Origin of the sequence: Kitasatospora sp. NPDC093102, from assembly GCF_040683915.1 — a bacterium.
Classification (GTDB): Bacteria; Actinomycetota; Actinomycetes; order Streptomycetales; family Streptomycetaceae; genus Kitasatospora.
The window spans coordinates 71,967-87,564 of the sequence record NZ_JBFBFA010000016.1 but is presented as its reverse complement, the minus strand read 5'-3'; the positions used below and the strand labels follow the sequence as shown (position 1 = coordinate 87,564).

Here is a 15,598-nt window from a genome sequence, read left to right as displayed (position 1 = left end):
CCGCAGCCGCGCCGGCTCCGCCTCGACAGAGGTCGATCAAAAGTGTTCTGATGATCACACTCACCGATCATCTTCTGAACACCGCCTGATCGAACATCAGAGAAATGGGGGTCCGGTGCGGACTGCTCGCGGCTCGGCCATCCTGCTGGCCATGGGGGTCCTCGGGGCCTCCGCCCTGGCGACGGGATGTTCCGGCACGCAGAGCAGACCCACGGCCACCACCGGCACCACCCCGGCCGGCCCCGCCCCGAGCACCACCACCGAGGCCCCCGCCCCACCGCCGCCCGTTCCCATCCCCACCCCCGCCTGGGACGGCCAGGTCAAGGTGCTCGGCGACGGGTCCACCTCCTACACCGGCCCGCAGCCCAAGCAGCCCACGCCCGAGAAGCTCAAGCCCGGCGAGAAGCCTCCGCAGTTCGTCGTCTTCTCCTGGGACGGGGCACTGGAGGGCGACGAGCGCCTGTTCTCCCGCTTCCGCAAGCTCGGCGTGGAGAACAACGCCCAGATGACCTTCTTCCTCTCCGGCCTCTACGTCCTCCCCAAGTCCAAGAGCACGCTCTACAAGCCGCCGCAGCACAAGCCCGGCGACGCCTCCATCGACTACGCCACCGACCCCCACATCAAGGACACCCTGGAACAGCTGCGCCTCGCCTGGCTGGACGGCAACGAGATCGGCACCCACTTCAACGGACACTTCTGCGGCGCCAAGGGCGGCGGTGACTGGAGCACCGAGGAGTGGAAGAGCGAGCTCGACCAGTCCGTCTCCTTCGTCACCAACTGGAAGACCAACACCGGCTTCAAGGACCTCCCGCCGCTCCCCTTCGACTACACCAAGGAGCTGGCCGGCGGCCGCGCCCCCTGTCTGGAGGGCCAGAAGAACCTGCTGGCGGCCGAGAAGGCGACGGGTTTCCGCTACGACGCCAGCTCCCCGGGCGAGTTCCAGGTCTGGCCGGTCAAGAAGGAGGGCATCTGGAACTTCCCGCTCCAGATGCTCCCCTACTCCGGCAGGTCGACCCAGAGCCTCTCGATGGACTTCAACTTCCTGGCCAACCAGTCCGGGAACTCCACCAACGGCGACCCCAAGAAGTACGACACCTGGGAGAAGGAGACCCGCGACACCTACCTGGCCGGCTTCGAACGCGTCTACAACGGCAACCGCGCCCCGCTCTTCATCGGCAACCACTTCGAGTCCTGGAACGGCGGCATCTACATGCAGGCCATCGAGGACGTGATGAAGAACGTCTGCAAGCGGGAGGGTGTCCGCTGCGTCTCCTTCCGCCAGGTCGCCGACTGGCTCGATGCCCAGGACCCGAAGGTCCTCGACCAGCTCCGCCAACTCGACCCCGCCCAGCCGGCCGACTGGTCCCGCCTGGTCAAGTGACCGGGCGCGACCGCCGTGACCGCGGCCCTCTGCGGCCCCGGTGGCACGTCCGGATCGGGGCGTGCCACCGGGGTGCACGAGGCCGGGCCGGATGCACGGACACACGGCCCGACATCGCCGGTTCCACCGGAGAACCAGGGTGCTCGAGCGCCGGATCCTCGGCCGCTCCACCGTTGTTTCCCCTTCACTCAAACTGCTTCACGTGACACGGGGGCCCTGTCAGGGTCGGTTGCCGGAAAGTTCATTCCTTGTGAGGAAGGGCAGATCCCTTGTTCAACCGACGTAAAGGAAGCGCGCTCGCCGTGGCGGCGATCACGGCGGCACTCGGTCTCGTGCCGGTCGGCGCCGCTCAGGCGGCGTCCTGCCAATGGCAGAAGACGGCGTGGGAGCTGCCGTCCACCACGACCAGCGGCACGCTGTACGCAAGCGACGGCGGCCGGTACGGAGTCGGCATCACCGGAACGCGCTCCACCAGCTGGCCCTACGGCTACAAGGACAAGCGCGGGACGCTGTGGGACAACGGAAAGGTCGTGCTGCAACTCCCTGCGGACGGGCCCGACGTGTCGGACGTCAACTCGGCCGGCCTGATCGTGGGCGACGACTTCGTCAACAACAAGTTCACGGCCGTGACGGTGAGCCCCACCGGGACGACGACGGCGCTGCCGTCCAACCCGACCTGGGGCGGCTCGTCGGCCAAGGTGATCAACAACGCCGGTGACATCGCCGGTACCGCCTCGGTGGGAACGAAGAACATCCTGGTGGTGTGGCCGGCGAGCGCGCCGGGCACGTACCGCGAACTGCCTCTCCCCGCGGCCGGCACCCTCATCCCCACCGACATCGACGAGCAGGGCCGGATCGTCGGGTACACCGACGCGGGTGGCTTCGTCACGGACCTCAACGGTCAGTGGCACACGCTCGCCGCGCAGGGCTCCGGCGCCAAGGGCACTCCGTCGGCGATCCGGAACGGGCGCATCGTCGGCAGCGTGAACAGCAGCACGAGCTACGCCGCGGCCGAGTGGAACGCCCAGGGCTCGCTGGTCCGGACCATCAGCAACGGTGCCATCGAGTCAACGGCCATCGGCGGTAACGGAACCGTGGGCGGCAAGGCGTACGTCGGGTCGACCGCACGGCCCGTCCTGTGGAGCAACGGCGTGGTCGCGGACTCGTTGTCCGCGGTCTCGGACACCTTCTCGATCGAGGCGATCAGCACCGACGAGAAGACTCTCATCGGGAACGACAGCTCCCGACCCGCGCACTACACCTGCTCCTGACACAAGCCTGCGGCCTCCCCGCCGGGCCCCAGGTCCACCCCGGCACCCCGTCGGGTTGAACGCGCAGGTGACGGCAGGGGACGCAGCCGGCCGTCGCCGGTAGCGACTGGTACGCAGAGCGCCGCCGCGGGGACCGTGGAGTCCACGGTCCCCGCGGCCGGTCGGCCTACCGCGCGCCCGTGGACTTCATGTACGCGGTCCAGATCCGGGTCGGCAGGGCGGCGTCCGAGGTGTCAGGGGCGGCGCCGCCCAGGCCTTCGAGGGAGAGCAACTTCATGTCCTTCAGGTCCGCACGGAAGACGGTGACCGCCGTCGACAGCTGCCCGTTGTAGCCGACGCACCACCCTGCCGTGCGGTCCGCGGTGGTGCCGGGTTTGGCGGCCAGGCCCGGGCCCGCCTCCGCGACGGACTTGGCGGCTCCGTCGCGGGCCGAGCCCTTGAGCGCCGCGTCCACCTCGCCCGCGACCGCCGGGGTCAGTGCCTGGACGGCGGTCGGCAGGCTCAGCGGGAGCTGGACGCCGTTGCGGGAGACCGTGAGCACCGAGTACGGGTCGGTGTGGCTGCCGCCCGCCGCGAAGGCGGCGTACGCGTCGGCGGTGCGCAGGGCGCTGGGGGTGGAGTTTCCGACGCCGAGGGCCGGGACGAGTTCGCCCAGGCTGTCGGGGAGCAGGCCGAGGTCGGTGGCGGTCTTCTGCACCCGGTCCAGGCCCACGTCCATGCCGAGCTGCATCAGCGGCCCGTTGACGGACTGCTCGACCGCGTTCCGCAGGGTGATCGTGCCCCAGTTCCGCTTGCCGTCGTTGGCGGTCTTGGCGATCTTTCCGTCCCGTCCCCAGTACGGCCCTTCCGGGGTCATCACGTTCACCCCGTCGTCACCGTTGTAGGTGGTGGTGGGGGTCACCGGGGTACGGGTGCCGCCCCGCTGGCGCTGCGCTCCCTGGCCGAGCCCGGCGGCGTACACCACCGGCGTGAAGGCCGAACCGATCGGCACGGTCGAGGTGTTGGCGTTGTTGAAGCCCTGCTTCAGGTAGTCGGGGCCGCCGTAGAGCGCGACGACCCGGCCGTCCGGGGCCACCGAGGCGGCGCCGACCTTCAGGAGCCTGTCGGCCTCCCGGTTGTCCGGGTCGATCCCCGCGGTGCCCTCCTTCACGGCGGCGGACAGGGCGTCGACCCTCGGTTTCTCGAAGGTGGTGCGGATCTGGTGGCCGCCGAGGTCGAACTGGGCCGGGGTGATGTCGCTGTGGCTCTCCACGTAGGCGCGGGCCATGTCCACCAGGTACCCGACCTGGCCGCTCAGCCCCGCCGACTTCGGCTGCGCCCTGGGCTCGGGGAACACCGTGTACCGGGCGCGCTCGGCGGCGGACAGCTTGCCGGTCTCCACCATCCGGTCCAGGATCCAGGACCAGCGTTCCTCGGCCCGTTCCCGGTTCGCCGCGCCGACCGCCGGGTCGTACTGCCCGGCGCCCTTCAACAGGGCGGCCAGGAAGGCGCCTTCGCTCGGGTCGATCTGGGAGACGTCCTTGCCGTAGTACGCCGCCGCGGCGCGTTGGATGCCGTAGCTGCCGCGCCCGAACCAGCTGGTGTTCAGGTAGCCGGCCAGGATCTCCTGTTTGCTCATCCGGTCGTCCAGCTTGATCGCGATGACGATCTCGCTGAGTTTGCGGGACATGTCCTGGCGCTGGTTCAGGTAGATGTTCTTGACGTACTGCTGGGTGATGGTGGAACCGCCCTGGGTGTCACCGCCCGTGACCATCTGGGTGACGGCGCGGCCGATGCCGGTCACCGAGATGCCCGGGTCGGTGTAGAAGGTCTCGTTCTCGGCGGCCAGCACCGCCCACTGCACGGGCTCCGGCACCCGGCCGAGCGGCACCTCCTGCCGGTTGGTCGGACCGATCCGCGCCATCTCGGTGCCGTCCGCCCAGTAGTAGACGTTGTTCTGCTGGGTGGCGAAGGAGTTCAGGTCCTCCGGGACCGCGGTGGTCACGTAGAACCAGGCCAGCCAGCCCGTCAGCGCCGCCGCTCCGGTCCCGGCCACCAGCAGCAGCTGCCGCCAGGACGGGAGCCAGCGGCGGACCCCGTGCCGCCCGCGGCGCGGGTAGTCGACCCGCAGGGACGGGCGCCGCCCTCGTAACGGCCTGCCGCGCGGTGGGAACCGCCACCGTCGACGCCCCGGCTTCTCCTGCCCGGCCCCGCCGTCTTGCTGCGCACGCACCACCCGGTCTCCGATTCGCTCGTGGAACTGGTCCTCCGTGCACATAGACGCCTCGGGAACACCAGTACGTACGCCTGGCCATCGTGTGATCATGGTCATACTCCGGACGACCGACGGGCGACGAACGGCTCACGGACGGCTTGCGGACGGACGACGGAGAGCCGCCGACCGGCCCGCGGCAGCGGGATCCGGCCCGCGGCAGCCCCGGCGGCCCGTCAGAATGGCGCCATGAGGATGATCCAGACCGCGCTCGGCGCGCTGCTGCTCCTACAGGTCGTCGGCAGCATCCTGCGCACGCTGGTCGTTCCGCGCGGGCTCTACTCGGCGTTGGTGATGCGGCTCTGGCGGGTGCTGCGCGGGCTGCTGCGGCTGTCCGCCATGCCGGCCGGCGGCTACCACGCGCAGGACCGGGCGCTCACCTGGCTGGCACCGCTGGTGCTGCTGGGCATGCTCGGGGTGTGGCTCAGCGGGATGCTGACCGCCTACACCCTGCTGCTGCACGGCACCTCCGACCTCAGCTGGTCGGTGTCCGTGCGCGAGGCCGGGTCCAGCCTGTTCACCCTCGGCTTCGCCAGCGGCGAGCGGCTCCAGCTCTCCGCGATCGACTTCATGGCCGCCGCCAGCGGCCCGCTGATCATCGCCCTCCAGATCTCCTACCTGCCGACCCTCTACGCCGCCTACCAGCGCCGCGAGACCGAGGTGACGCTGCTCCAGTCCCGGGCCGGCGAGCCCGCCTGGGGCCCCGAGCTGTTGGCCCGCCAGTCCCTGGTGGACACCGAGACGGCGCTCCCCCAGCTCTACCGGGACTGGGAGCGACTGGCCGCCGACATCGGCGAGAGCCACTCCAACTACCCGGTGCTGCTCTCCTTCCGCTCCCCCCAGCCCAACCGCAGCTGGGTGGTCGGGCTGATCGCCGTGATGGACGCCGCCGCCCTGCACCTGGCGCTCTGCCCGCGCTCTGCCCCGCCCGAGGCCCGGCTGGTGATCCGGGCCGGCTTCACCGCGATGCGTGACATCGCCCGCTCGCTGCGGATCCACTTCGACCCGGACCCGGACCCGGACCTCCCGATCCGGCTGACCTACGCCGAGTACCTGGGCGCCGTCGCGATGATCACCGCGGCCGGCTTCCCGCGCGAGCGCCCGGCCGAGGAGGCCTGGGCGCACTTCCACGGCTGGCGGGTCAACTACGAGGCGCTGGCGTACGAACTGGCCCGCCGCAGCGACGCCGTCCCGGCACTGTGGACCGGCCCGCGCGACTTCCGCGCCCCGGTCATCCCGCCGGCCCGCCCCACCGACCGCCGCCCGTCCTCGACCCTGCCGCCGCTGCCGCCGGGCACGCCCTGACGGACGGCTTCCGCCGCCGGCAGCGGGTGCCGCACGATCGGACGGTCCCCGGGCCCCGCCGGGTCATCCGCTCAGACCTCCACCGGTCCGCCGCTCGCCAGCGAGCGCTCGGCGCCGACCAGGATCTCGACCACCCGCAGCCCGAAGTCCGCCCCGCAGGGATGCGGCTCGCCGGAGGCCGCCGAGGCCTGGAGGGCGTCCAGCGCCCGGTGCAGCGCCGCGACCGGGCCCTCGCCGCGCTCGGGCAGCTGCACCACGCCGTGCTCGCCGCGCAGCTCCATGCCCGTCCCGCCCGCCGCGAGCGGCGCGGTCAGGCTGAGGGCGAGCGTGCTGGAGGCGCCGCCCGCGTGCCGCACCACCAGGTGCACGGTGTCCCGCGGGCCGGCCACCGCCGTCACCTGCGTCGCATCGCCCAGCACCGGCAGCAGCACGGACAGCGCGTGCGGGCCGACGTCCCACAGCGCGCCCTTCTCCAGGCGCCACGGCGAGGCCGCGTACGGGCTGGTGCTGCCGGGCGCGTACACCGAACCGAGCCAGTCCGAGCGCCCGGTGAACCAGCCGCCGAGCTGCGCCTGCCGCTCGATCCACGGGATCTGCGCACCGCCGAAGCGCACGGTGAAGAAGACCACCGAGGCGACCTTGTGCTCGCGCACCGCCTCGGCCACCGCCTCGGCGTCCGGCACGGTCAGCGCGACCGGCTTGTCCAGCAGCAGGTGGCAGCCGGCCTCGGCGGCCCGCACCGCGAGACCCGCCTGCACGGTCGGGGGCAGCGCGATGGAGACCGCATCCACCTCGGCCAGCAGCCGGTCGAGGCCCGCGTACCCGGGCACGCCGTGCGCGGCGCCCAGCGCCTCGGCCGCCTCCGGACGGCGGCCCCAGACGCCGGTGAACTCCAGCCCGGGGTGCTCGGCCAGGACGGGTGCGTGCACCCGCTCCGCCCAGGGGCCGGTTCCCAGCAGTCCGATCCGCACGATGTCTCCGTTCCTTCGCTTTCCGTGTGTTCCGTCGCCCTCGCGGTGTTCTGTCGCGATGTTCCGGCGTGTCCCGTGGTTCAGCCCTGGACGCGGGCCAGGGTGAAGCCGTCGTAGCCCTTGCTGCCGACCGTCTGCACCGACGTCGCGGTGACCCTCGGCTCGGCCGCGATCAGCTCGTGCAGCGCCCGGGTGGCGACCACCGCCGGGTCGGTGCTGACCGCGTCCGCGACCGCGCCGCCGCGCACCACGTTGTCGACGATGATCAATGAGCCGGGCCGGGTCAGCTGGAGCGCCCGGCGGAAGTACTCCGGGTTGCTCGGCTTGTCGGCGTCGATGAAGACCAGGTCGAAGGGCTCCACGCCCTGCTCCACCAGCTCGGCCAGCGAGTCGGCGGCCCTGCCGACCCGTACCTCGGCGACCCCGGCCAGCCCGGCGGCCGCCAGGTTGCCCCGGGCGACCTCGGCGTGCCGGGGGTCCAGCTCCAGGGTGAGCAGGGTGCCGTCGGCGGGCAGCGCCCGGGCCAGCCATATCGCGCTGTAGCCGCCGAGCGTGCCGACCTCCAGGATCCGCTTCGCGCCCTGGGTCAGCGCCAGCAGGTGCAGCAGCTTGCCCTGGTTGGGGGCCACCGCGATCTTCGGCAGCCCGGCCGCGTCGGCGGCGGCCGTGGCGGCCTCCAGCACCGGGTCGGGCCCGACCAGCTGCTCGGAGAAGTACGCGTCCACGGCATCCCAGGTCGGTTGCAAAGACATCGGGCCCTCCAGAGTGCAAGATCGGCAGGTACCCGGCCGATGCTACTCCGAGGGCCCGAGGGCACCACGACGGTCACCGTGGACGACCGGCCGGGGGCCGATCGGACGACCGATCGGGGACCGGTCTGTCGAGCGGTCAGTCGGTGACCGGCTCCTTGGCGGCGGCGGCCGCCTTGGCCGCCTCCTCCGCCTCGATCTTGGCGTGCGTCCTGGCGGCACGGCGCTTCATGATCCAGGCCGAGAGCAGGCCGATCACCAGGGCCGCACCCAGGCCCGCCCAGGAGAACCGGGCCAGCCAGGGCTCGATGCTCTTGCCGACCTTGTAGACCAGCATCGTCGTACCGCCGGCCCAGACGATGCCGCCCAGCACGTTGGCGATCAGGAACTTCCAGTACGGCATCTTCAGCGCGCCGGCCAGCGGACCGGCGAAGATGCGCAGCAGGGCGATGAACCGGCCGAAGAAGACCGCCCACATGCCCCACTTGTGGAACGAGCGCTCGGCGGTGGCCAGGTGCGCGGGCCCGAAGTGCTTGGGGAACTTGCGTCCCAGCTTCTCGAAGAGCGGCTTGCCCCCCTTGCGCCCGATCGAGTACCCGACCGAGTCACCGATGATCGCGCCGGCGATCGCGCAGGCCGCGACGCCCCACGGGCTCACCACGCCCTTGACCGCCATCAGGGACGCCGTGACCAGGGCGATCTCGCCGGGCAAGGGAATGCCCAGCGATTCCAGCCCGATGATCAGACCGATCACGGCATACACCGCCGTGGGTGGAATCCCCTCGATCCAGGCGTCGATGTGCAAGGCCAGTCCCTCCGTGGCAGGACGGGACCGGCCGCGCTCCCCCTGGAGCCGCGTGCCGGTCCCGGCAGTTCGTCCGATGGCGGCACCCAGGCCGCTCCCCCGGAACGAGCCTAACGTGCCGGGTGGCCTGTCCCCCCGGCCGATCACCCGTGGTTACGACGTACGCCCCCGCACCATGGTTCCAGGTTGACCAGCGTTTCTCCAAGATTCGGCAAAAGGCAGTACGGCCACCGCCTTGACCGCTCCGATCAGGACGCCGGGATCCCGGGCCGGCGTCCCGGAGGAGGCGTGACCGCAGGCGCAGCGCTCTTCGGTGGGCAGCGCCGGGGTGTGCCTCGTCACACGGTCAGTCCCGAAGATCACCGAGCCAGCGCAGGGCGCGCAGACCCGGCAGGAAGCAGTACTCGCCGCCACGGGTGACGACGAACCGCGGCAGCGGGGGCAGGCGCCGGCGCACCGGCCGCCGGGGAACGGTGAAGCCGTCGCTGCCGTCGTGGGATCCGACGACGGGGTCCTTGGCACCGCCGGCGCCGAAGAACACGCCGTCGTTCATCCACTGGGACTGGACGAACTCGAACTGCCGCCCCAGGTGGGCTCCGATGAACGCGAACATCAGGCCCCGGTCCGTCCCGTCGTCCTCCAGCGCGTCCGCGGGCAGCGGAGGGCCGTAGACGGCGCCGCGCCTGATCATGCGGTGCAGGCGCACCTCGCCCGCCACCGGGGCGTCGCGGGGGTTGGCCCGGCGGATGTGGCAACCGCCAGGGGTGATGAACCCCGCCGGGTCCTCCCGTGCGTACAGGAAGGTGTTGCGCCGGCCGGGGTCCGCGCCGAGGGCGGGGTCGTCGTGCTGCGGGCTGAGTGCCAGCGGAGCCCCGCTGCGCCAGCGGCCCATGATCTTGGCTGCCAGCAGTTCCTCGTCCTCGGGACTGCCGGCGGCCCGGCGCAGGTAGCGGCGGAACGCGGCGACGTCCTGGTGGAGCTTGCGGAAGACCGCGTAGCTGCCGTTGCGTCCCAGCGCCTCCGGCTGCGGGGTCCGGGTGCCGCCGATCTCGTCCTGGTAGCCGAGTACGAACTCACCGGCCCTCAGCGGCGCCTCCAGCCGGTTCGACCCGGCGATGCCGCTGCCTTCGACGGCCGGGTGGCTGACGCCGTCGCGGTATCCGAAGTGCTCGGTCTCGGTCGGCAGCGCGTAGCAGTCCTGTCGCCAGACCGCGGTCACCCCGGCGAGCCGGTCGTAGGCGGGGCGGGCCCGGTCGAGGGCCGCCTCCAGCCGCTCGGGGTCGGGTGCGACCGCGGTGAGCACCACATGGACATCCGGGGTTCCCAGTGGCGTCTCCCAGTGCTCGGGGCTGCTCTCGCCGTCGTCGCCCAGGGCTCCGGCGCGGGCGGCCATTCCCTGCCGGAACTCCCACGCGAACGTCTCCAGCGACGAGCGCGGCACGCCGAGGGCCTCCAGCCCGTGACAGGTGACCGCGACGCTCACCCACGTCTCCCCCAGGGGGTCGGCCGAGTCGGCGGCCGAGGTCACCGTCGCGCTCGCGCGCCGCATCAGCTCCCGCCCGTGCGTCCGGTCGTCGATGCGGAACACCAGATAGCTCGCCGCGTACGGGGTCGGCCGGGGGCTGAGCACTCCACGCTGGATGTCGTCGAGCTCCAGTACGGCTCGCGGTTCGCTCACGGGAGCCACCTCCTCACCGCTCTGCAACGGCCTGCGGCGCTACCTGGTGACGAGGTTCCGCCAGAAGTTGCGCAGGCTCTCGTCGCCGCCGAACAGGGAACTGAAGATCGTGGAGTCGGCGAGCAGGAGGTCGCCGGCCCGCTCACCTTCCGGGGGCATCCACAGGAACATGTTGAACGTGAGGTTGCCGGCTTCGGTGAACGGATGCGGCCTGGAGGTGTCGATCGGCTGCCTGGCCAGGACGTGAACGATGTCCGGCTGGTCCGTCGTCACGGCGTAGTGCGGCAGGTGCTGGTGGAAGTTGAAGTTGGTCACTCCTTCCAGCCATCCCTTCGGGTCCAGGTCCCTGGACGCGGAGAACGGGGCGATCTTGTTCTGCTCCCGCACGGCGGGCCGCAGCCCGTAGCGGTTCTCCACCGGCACGCCGAGTCCGTGCATCACACCCCGGAGGTATCCGGCGAAACGCTGTTGGCGGGGCACCAGGGGATCGCCGTGGTGGTGGTACTCGATGTCCCGCACCGTCAGATCGTCCGATGCGCCCACGTCGTGGTGGGGCCCGAGGACCAGACAGGCGTCCTCCCGGCCGAGGAACGCCCGCAGCGCCTCGACCTCCCCGGGCTCCGCCTCCTGGCCGGTGACCGTGTGGTCCAGCCCGAAGACGAACAGGGTGTCGGTGTCGGCCAGTACCCGCTCGTCGAGCGGGGTGTGGAACCCGGCCTGGTCGATGCGCTGGTACACGGGGACGGGGTGTCCTGTGGTTTCCTCGACGAACTGCTGGAACGGCACCCAGGCCCAGAAGAACAACTCCAGCGATCCCGCGATGCCCTGCTGGAACCGCAGCGGGTCGGACCACTTCGGGTCCTCGTAGGCAGGCCAGGTCACCCGCCGCACCTCGGTCATCGTGGAGAACCGGTTGTCCAGCTCGGCCGGGTTCCTTCCCGCCTCGGCCGGATAGCTCCACGAGACGTAGACACTCACCCGCCGTCGCCCGGGCGTGGGGGCGCGCGGAACGTGGTTCTGGTTGTAGGTGCGGGCGGTGGTGGCCTCACTCATGGCGCCTCCCTCGGCAGCGGGCCATCGGCGCGTCAGCTCGCGCGCAGGGCGGGCCGCGGGCACTCACTGCAACTGGTCGAGCATCTCCGACAGGGCGTTCTTGATCCGTAGCGCCTTCTTGATCTCGTCGGCCGTGACGTAGGGGTATTCCCCGTACTCGATGAAGCTCGGGCAGTGGTGCGCACGCACGAACCTGACGAACGCCTCGGGGTCGGTTCTCCAGTCCTCGGGAAACCCTTCGAGGTTCTCGAAAGCCGTGCTCACCCCCGCCCTGCTGAACAGGGCGATGGCGTCCTCGGTGTACTTGTCGAAATCGGTGTCGAAGATCCCCTGGTACATGAACCGCGTGTCGTCGTCGAAGAGCACCCAGCGCAGGTAGTGCAGCTTCAGCGGCGCGAGAAGATGTGGATCGTTCTCCAGCGCCTCGGCCAGGGCGTGCCCGTACTCCCGCAAGGCCTCGGCCCGGCCCGGCTTCACCCTCGCGACGATCGTGAAGCCGTAACACGCGGGCGTCTTCGGGAAGATCGGGCCGTACTTCCCCTGTTCCAGCTGGTCGGTGTCCTTGGGGATGACAGCCGCCTGCGGCTTGATCTCCATGTCCGTTCCTCCCGCCGCCTACCGGCCGGGCCGAATCCTCTTCATCGTCGCACGCGGCGCCGCCGACCGCCTGCGAGCACCCGGCGTCGTGATCGACACCGAGCACGACGGGGACCCTGTCACCCGCCGGTGACAGGGTCGGGCACGGAGCCCCTGTCACCGGCCGGTTGGATCAGGAGCCGGATGCTGCTCCGGGGACGAACACGTACTCGGCCGTCACGCCTGTCCCCGGCGGTTGAACTCGGCGGCCGTGGTGTCGCCGGGGAACCGGGTCTGGAAGTCCAGGACTCCCACCCAGGCGGGGCGCACCGCGATCCGCGCCATCCGCACGCCTGGATGGTCGACGGCCGCGACCTGGGCCGCGCCCTGTTCGTCACCGGCGTAGCGGCGCATGGCCAGCAAGTACTCCGGGACGATTCCGTCGACATCGGTCACCTGGGCACGACCACGGATCAGCAGTGCCCGCGGCGGGGTCCCCGCGGCGTCGATCGTGATCGCCACGTCGGGCCTGGCCCGCAGCGCCGCGATCTTCCGGGCGGGGAAGAACGTGGACAGCACCACATCGTGTCCTGTCCAGTGGAACAGCATCGGGAACACCCGTGGTGTGCCGTCGGCGGCCACGTACGCCACGCGCGCCAGCTCGGTCGAAGCCAGCAAGGCCTGCGCGACGGTGCTGCCCAGGAGGCGGACGTCTCCCTGCGGCAGGACTGCCAGTTCCTCGGAGGTCAGTGTGTGCACGGTCAACTCCTTGTCCTCGACCGCGCCGGCCGCGGTCGTGCACTGTGAGACCACCTGGGCGCGGAAAAGGAATCGGAGCCGTCAGAGCAGGATCGCCGGCAGGCCGAACGCGCCGAAGACTCCGGGCTCGAACGCGACGATCTCGGTGATCCTCGTGCCCTCGACGCGCAGCACGTCGAGCACCTGCGGCTCGTAGGCCGGCTCCCCCGGCAGCCGGATGTAGCCGGCCATGGCCGGCTGCCGGTTCGCCACGACCGGCACACCCCGCCACTGCCCCCGGTGCAGCGGCGATCCCGATCCCAGGGCGTCCTCGACGAACGCGACGACGGCCGCCCGGCCGGCGAAGGAGTACGGCAACGGCGGCATGGACAGCCGTACGTCCTCGCTCAACAGGTCGGCGAACGCCGCCATGTCGGCCCGCTCGTGGGCGGCCATGAACCGTCGCAGCAGCTCGCGCTCCCGTTCGGCAAGCGGTGCGGCCGTGGCCTGGACGGCGCGGCGTTCCGGCAGGTGCTCCCGCAGCACCGGGCGTGCCCGCTGCAGTGCGCTCTTCACCGCGGCCACGCTCGTCTCCAGCAGCGTGGCGGTTTCCGCCGCCGACCAGCCGAGCACGTCCCGCAGGATCAGCACCGCCCGCTGGCGGGGCGGCAGGTGCTGGATGGCCACCACGAACGCCAACTCGATGGTCTCCCTGGCGACGGCCACCGCCTCCGGCTCCGCCTCCCGCGCGGCCACCGGCTCCGGCAACCGGTCCGGGTACGGCTGCAGCCACGGCACCTCGGTCGGTCGACCGGTCCCTCCCGGCCTTGGCTGCCGCGGGTGCCGGTCGAGGAAGTCCAAGCACACGTTCGTCGCGATCCGGTACAGCCACGCCCGGAACGTGGAGCGGCCCTGGAAGCTCCCGCGGTAGCGCCACGCCCGCAGCAAGGCCTCCTGCACCAGGTCCTCGGCCTCGTCGTAAGAGCCCAGCATCCGGTAGCAGTACACCCGCAACTCCGGCCGATACCGCTCGGCAAGCCCGCCGAACGCCTCCCCGTCCGCTGCCCGCACAGCGGCGGACACCTCGCCGTCCACACTCACCAGTCCGTCCAACCCCAAGCTCCCACGGCCCTGACAGTCACCGGCACCACCGGACACCGAAGCCGGCAACCACCCCCGGAGACGCACTCTTTCACGCCGCTGGGACAACCATCGGCCGGCGGACCCGCCTCCGGCGGCGGTGCGGCTCGTCGCCTCGGGGATGGCGTCTCCCCATCGAGACCGTGGGAAACCGTCTACGACTGCGTGGGCCGCTCGGCGAAGTTCAGGACGGTGACGGAGGGACGGCGGGTGACCAGTGGCGGGATGGTCAGTGCAAGTGGCAGCAGGGCTCCGACGAGCCCGCGTCCGCCGGTCGGCCGGACGTCCCGCACCGCCGCCACCGCCGGACTGGCGGTGCGGAGCTTGTCCCGTTCGCCCGCGTCCATCGCCCAGGGCATCGGCGGCGCCTGGTAGCCGTGGGCACGCACCGTCCCTTTCAGGGTGAGCCGGCTGAACCAGCGCGGCACGGCGTCCAGCACCAGCGAGCCGCCCGGGAACCGCTCCGCGCAGCCTGCGATCAGGGATCTCACCCGGGCCGGCGGAAGGTACATCAACAGGCCCTGAGCAGTGACCAGCACCTCACGGTTGCGGTCCACCTCGTCGGCCCACCCCAGTTCGGTGGCGTCGGCGGCCAGGTAGCGCTGGCGCGAGCCGGGCGGCAACAGCTCCTCGCGCAGCGCCACCACGTCGGGCAGGTCCACGCTCAGCCAGTGGGCCCGCCCGTTGTCGACCCGCCAGTACTGGGTCTCCAGGCCCTCCCCCAGGCAGACCACGGTGCCGCGCGGCTCCCGGGCAAGGAAGTCGGCCACCTCGCGGTCGAAGCAGGCCGCGCGCAGCGCCTGGAGCTGGGCCTGGGTGCCGCTGGTGCCGAACCGCTCCGCGAACGGGTAGTCGATCCGGTCCACCAGCTCGACCGCCTTCGGGTCCGGCAGCACGGTGTCCGGCCGCCGTGCCTCCAGCGCCCGGTGCCACAGCGTCCACAGCGCCGTCTCCGGTACCTGCCCCAGCTCCGGCCGTTCCCCGCCGCCACTCATCGCTCGCTCCTTCGGACGTGGTCCCGTCGCGTTCCCGTCGCGTTCCCGTCGTGGGCATGAACCCGCCGATTCTGACACCCCGTCCGCCCCTCCCGTTCCGCCGACGCGCCGCCATCCGGCTCGGGCCGCGGCTCGGACGAAAATCGGTCAAGCTCACCGGACTGCGGTCACCATTTGGGACGGCTTGTACCGATTTTTCCGGATGATGTCCTGATCGGGCAGGGGATGTAGCAGACTGCCGTGGTGATCGACTGCAACGAGTGGTCGACGGTGCGTGAACACCCGGATGGAGAGCGGCATGTCCAATATCCCGACGGACCTCAAGTACACCGATGAGCACGAGTGGATCCGGGCGGAGGCCGACGGCACGCTGACGATCGGCCTCACCGACCACGCCCAGTCGTCCCTCGGCGACATCGTCTTCCTGGAGCTGCCCAAGGTCGGTTCGCAGGTCAGGGCCGGGGATCCGGTGGGCGTCGTGGAGTCCGTCAAGGCCGCGTCCGACATCTTCACCCCGGTCACCGGCGAGGTCGTCGCCATCAACGCGGACGCGGCGGACGCCCCCGAGGACGTGAACGACGACGCTTACGAGGCCTGGCTCTTCAAGATCAAGCTCGCCCCGGGCGCATCCACCAACGGCCTCCTCGACGCCGCCGCGTACAGGAAGCTGGTCGGCTGACGTCCG

The 15,598-nt window shown here is 71.3% G+C and carries 15 protein-coding genes; 5 read left to right on the top strand and 10 right to left on the bottom strand.

What is annotated here, in order from left to right; genetic code table 11:
- The first annotated feature begins 115 nt into the window (after nt 1-115).
- Both AB0O11_RS21690 and AB0O11_RS21685 read left to right on the top strand, forming a co-directional pair.
- The gene (locus AB0O11_RS21690) at nt 116-1,381 is read left to right on the top strand and encodes a hypothetical protein (protein WP_363389331.1); all 1,266 of its coding nucleotides are present in this window, start codon (nt 116-118) and stop codon (nt 1,379-1,381) included.
- A gap of 302 nt (nt 1,382-1,683) precedes the next feature.
- Entirely contained in the window at nt 1,684-2,652 is a 969-nt protein-coding gene (locus AB0O11_RS21685) for a hypothetical protein (protein ID WP_363389328.1), read from the top strand.
- A gap of 166 nt (nt 2,653-2,818) precedes the next feature.
- Here AB0O11_RS21685 and AB0O11_RS21680 read toward each other — a convergent pair whose 3' ends face one another.
- On the bottom strand, nt 2,819-4,864 hold the full coding sequence (locus AB0O11_RS21680) for a transglycosylase domain-containing protein (RefSeq protein ID WP_363389325.1): 2,046 nt from the start codon (nt 4,862-4,864) through the stop codon (nt 2,819-2,821).
- Between the two features lie 228 nt (nt 4,865-5,092).
- Here AB0O11_RS21680 and AB0O11_RS21675 point away from each other — a divergent pair, with 228 nt between their 5' ends.
- Nucleotides 5,093-6,208 carry a hypothetical protein gene (locus AB0O11_RS21675; protein ID WP_363389322.1) on the top strand — a complete coding sequence of 372 codons (1,116 nt, stop codon included), beginning with the start codon at nt 5,093-5,095 and terminating at the stop codon, nt 6,206-6,208.
- 71 nt (nt 6,209-6,279) lie between these two features.
- Here the strand turns inward: AB0O11_RS21675 and AB0O11_RS21670 are convergent, their stop codons facing one another.
- The 6 genes from AB0O11_RS21670 to AB0O11_RS21645 all read right to left on the bottom strand — a co-directional run bounded on the left by AB0O11_RS21670 (nt 6,280) and on the right by AB0O11_RS21645 (nt 12,061).
- The gene (locus tag AB0O11_RS21670) at nt 6,280-7,179 is read right to left on the bottom strand and encodes a Gfo/Idh/MocA family oxidoreductase (RefSeq protein ID WP_363389319.1); all 900 of its coding nucleotides are present in this window, start codon (nt 7,177-7,179) and stop codon (nt 6,280-6,282) included.
- Between the two features lie 80 nt (nt 7,180-7,259).
- Nucleotides 7,260-7,931 carry an O-methyltransferase gene (locus tag AB0O11_RS21665; RefSeq protein ID WP_224276369.1) on the bottom strand — a complete coding sequence of 224 codons (672 nt, stop codon included), beginning with the start codon at nt 7,929-7,931 and terminating at the stop codon, nt 7,260-7,262.
- Between the two features lie 136 nt (nt 7,932-8,067).
- The gene (locus tag AB0O11_RS21660) at nt 8,068-8,733 is read right to left on the bottom strand and encodes a DedA family protein (protein WP_363389316.1); all 666 of its coding nucleotides are present in this window, start codon (nt 8,731-8,733) and stop codon (nt 8,068-8,070) included.
- Between the two features lie 346 nt (nt 8,734-9,079).
- Entirely contained in the window at nt 9,080-10,411 is a 1,332-nt protein-coding gene (locus AB0O11_RS21655) for a Dyp-type peroxidase (RefSeq protein ID WP_363389313.1), read from the bottom strand.
- Between the two features lie 39 nt (nt 10,412-10,450).
- Nucleotides 10,451-11,464, bottom strand: a complete 1,014-nt coding sequence (locus tag AB0O11_RS21650; RefSeq protein ID WP_363389311.1) for a hypothetical protein — start codon at nt 11,462-11,464, stop codon at nt 10,451-10,453.
- Nucleotides 11,465-11,527: 63 nt separating this feature from the next.
- On the bottom strand, nt 11,528-12,061 hold the full coding sequence (locus tag AB0O11_RS21645) for a hypothetical protein (RefSeq protein WP_363389308.1): 534 nt from the start codon (nt 12,059-12,061) through the stop codon (nt 11,528-11,530).
- On the opposite strand from AB0O11_RS21645, the gene AB0O11_RS21640 reads away from it, so the two are divergent.
- Entirely contained in the window at nt 12,060-12,194 is a 135-nt protein-coding gene (locus AB0O11_RS21640; protein WP_363389305.1) for a hypothetical protein, read from the top strand. The genes AB0O11_RS21645 and AB0O11_RS21640 overlap by 2 nt on opposite strands.
- An 83-nt stretch (nt 12,195-12,277) precedes the next feature.
- Here the strand turns inward: AB0O11_RS21640 and AB0O11_RS21635 are convergent, their stop codons facing one another.
- The 3 genes from AB0O11_RS21635 to AB0O11_RS21625 form a co-directional block, all read right to left on the bottom strand.
- Nucleotides 12,278-12,799 (bottom strand): pyridoxamine 5'-phosphate oxidase family protein, encoded by a 522-nt coding sequence (locus AB0O11_RS21635; protein ID WP_363389302.1) that lies wholly within the window; start codon nt 12,797-12,799, stop codon nt 12,278-12,280.
- A gap of 81 nt (nt 12,800-12,880) precedes the next feature.
- Entirely contained in the window at nt 12,881-13,891 is a 1,011-nt protein-coding gene (locus AB0O11_RS21630; protein WP_363389300.1) for a sigma-70 family RNA polymerase sigma factor, read from the bottom strand.
- Between the two features lie 182 nt (nt 13,892-14,073).
- Nucleotides 14,074-14,913, bottom strand: a complete 840-nt coding sequence (locus tag AB0O11_RS21625) for a class I SAM-dependent methyltransferase (protein ID WP_363389298.1) — start codon at nt 14,911-14,913, stop codon at nt 14,074-14,076.
- 298 nt (nt 14,914-15,211) lie between these two features.
- Between AB0O11_RS21625 and gcvH the strand changes: the two genes are divergently transcribed.
- Nucleotides 15,212-15,592: a glycine cleavage system protein GcvH gene (gene gcvH / locus AB0O11_RS21620; RefSeq protein ID WP_363389295.1), complete on the top strand. Its 381-nt coding sequence runs from the start codon at nt 15,212-15,214 to the stop codon at nt 15,590-15,592.
- The last annotated feature ends 6 nt before the right edge of the window (nt 15,593-15,598 follow it).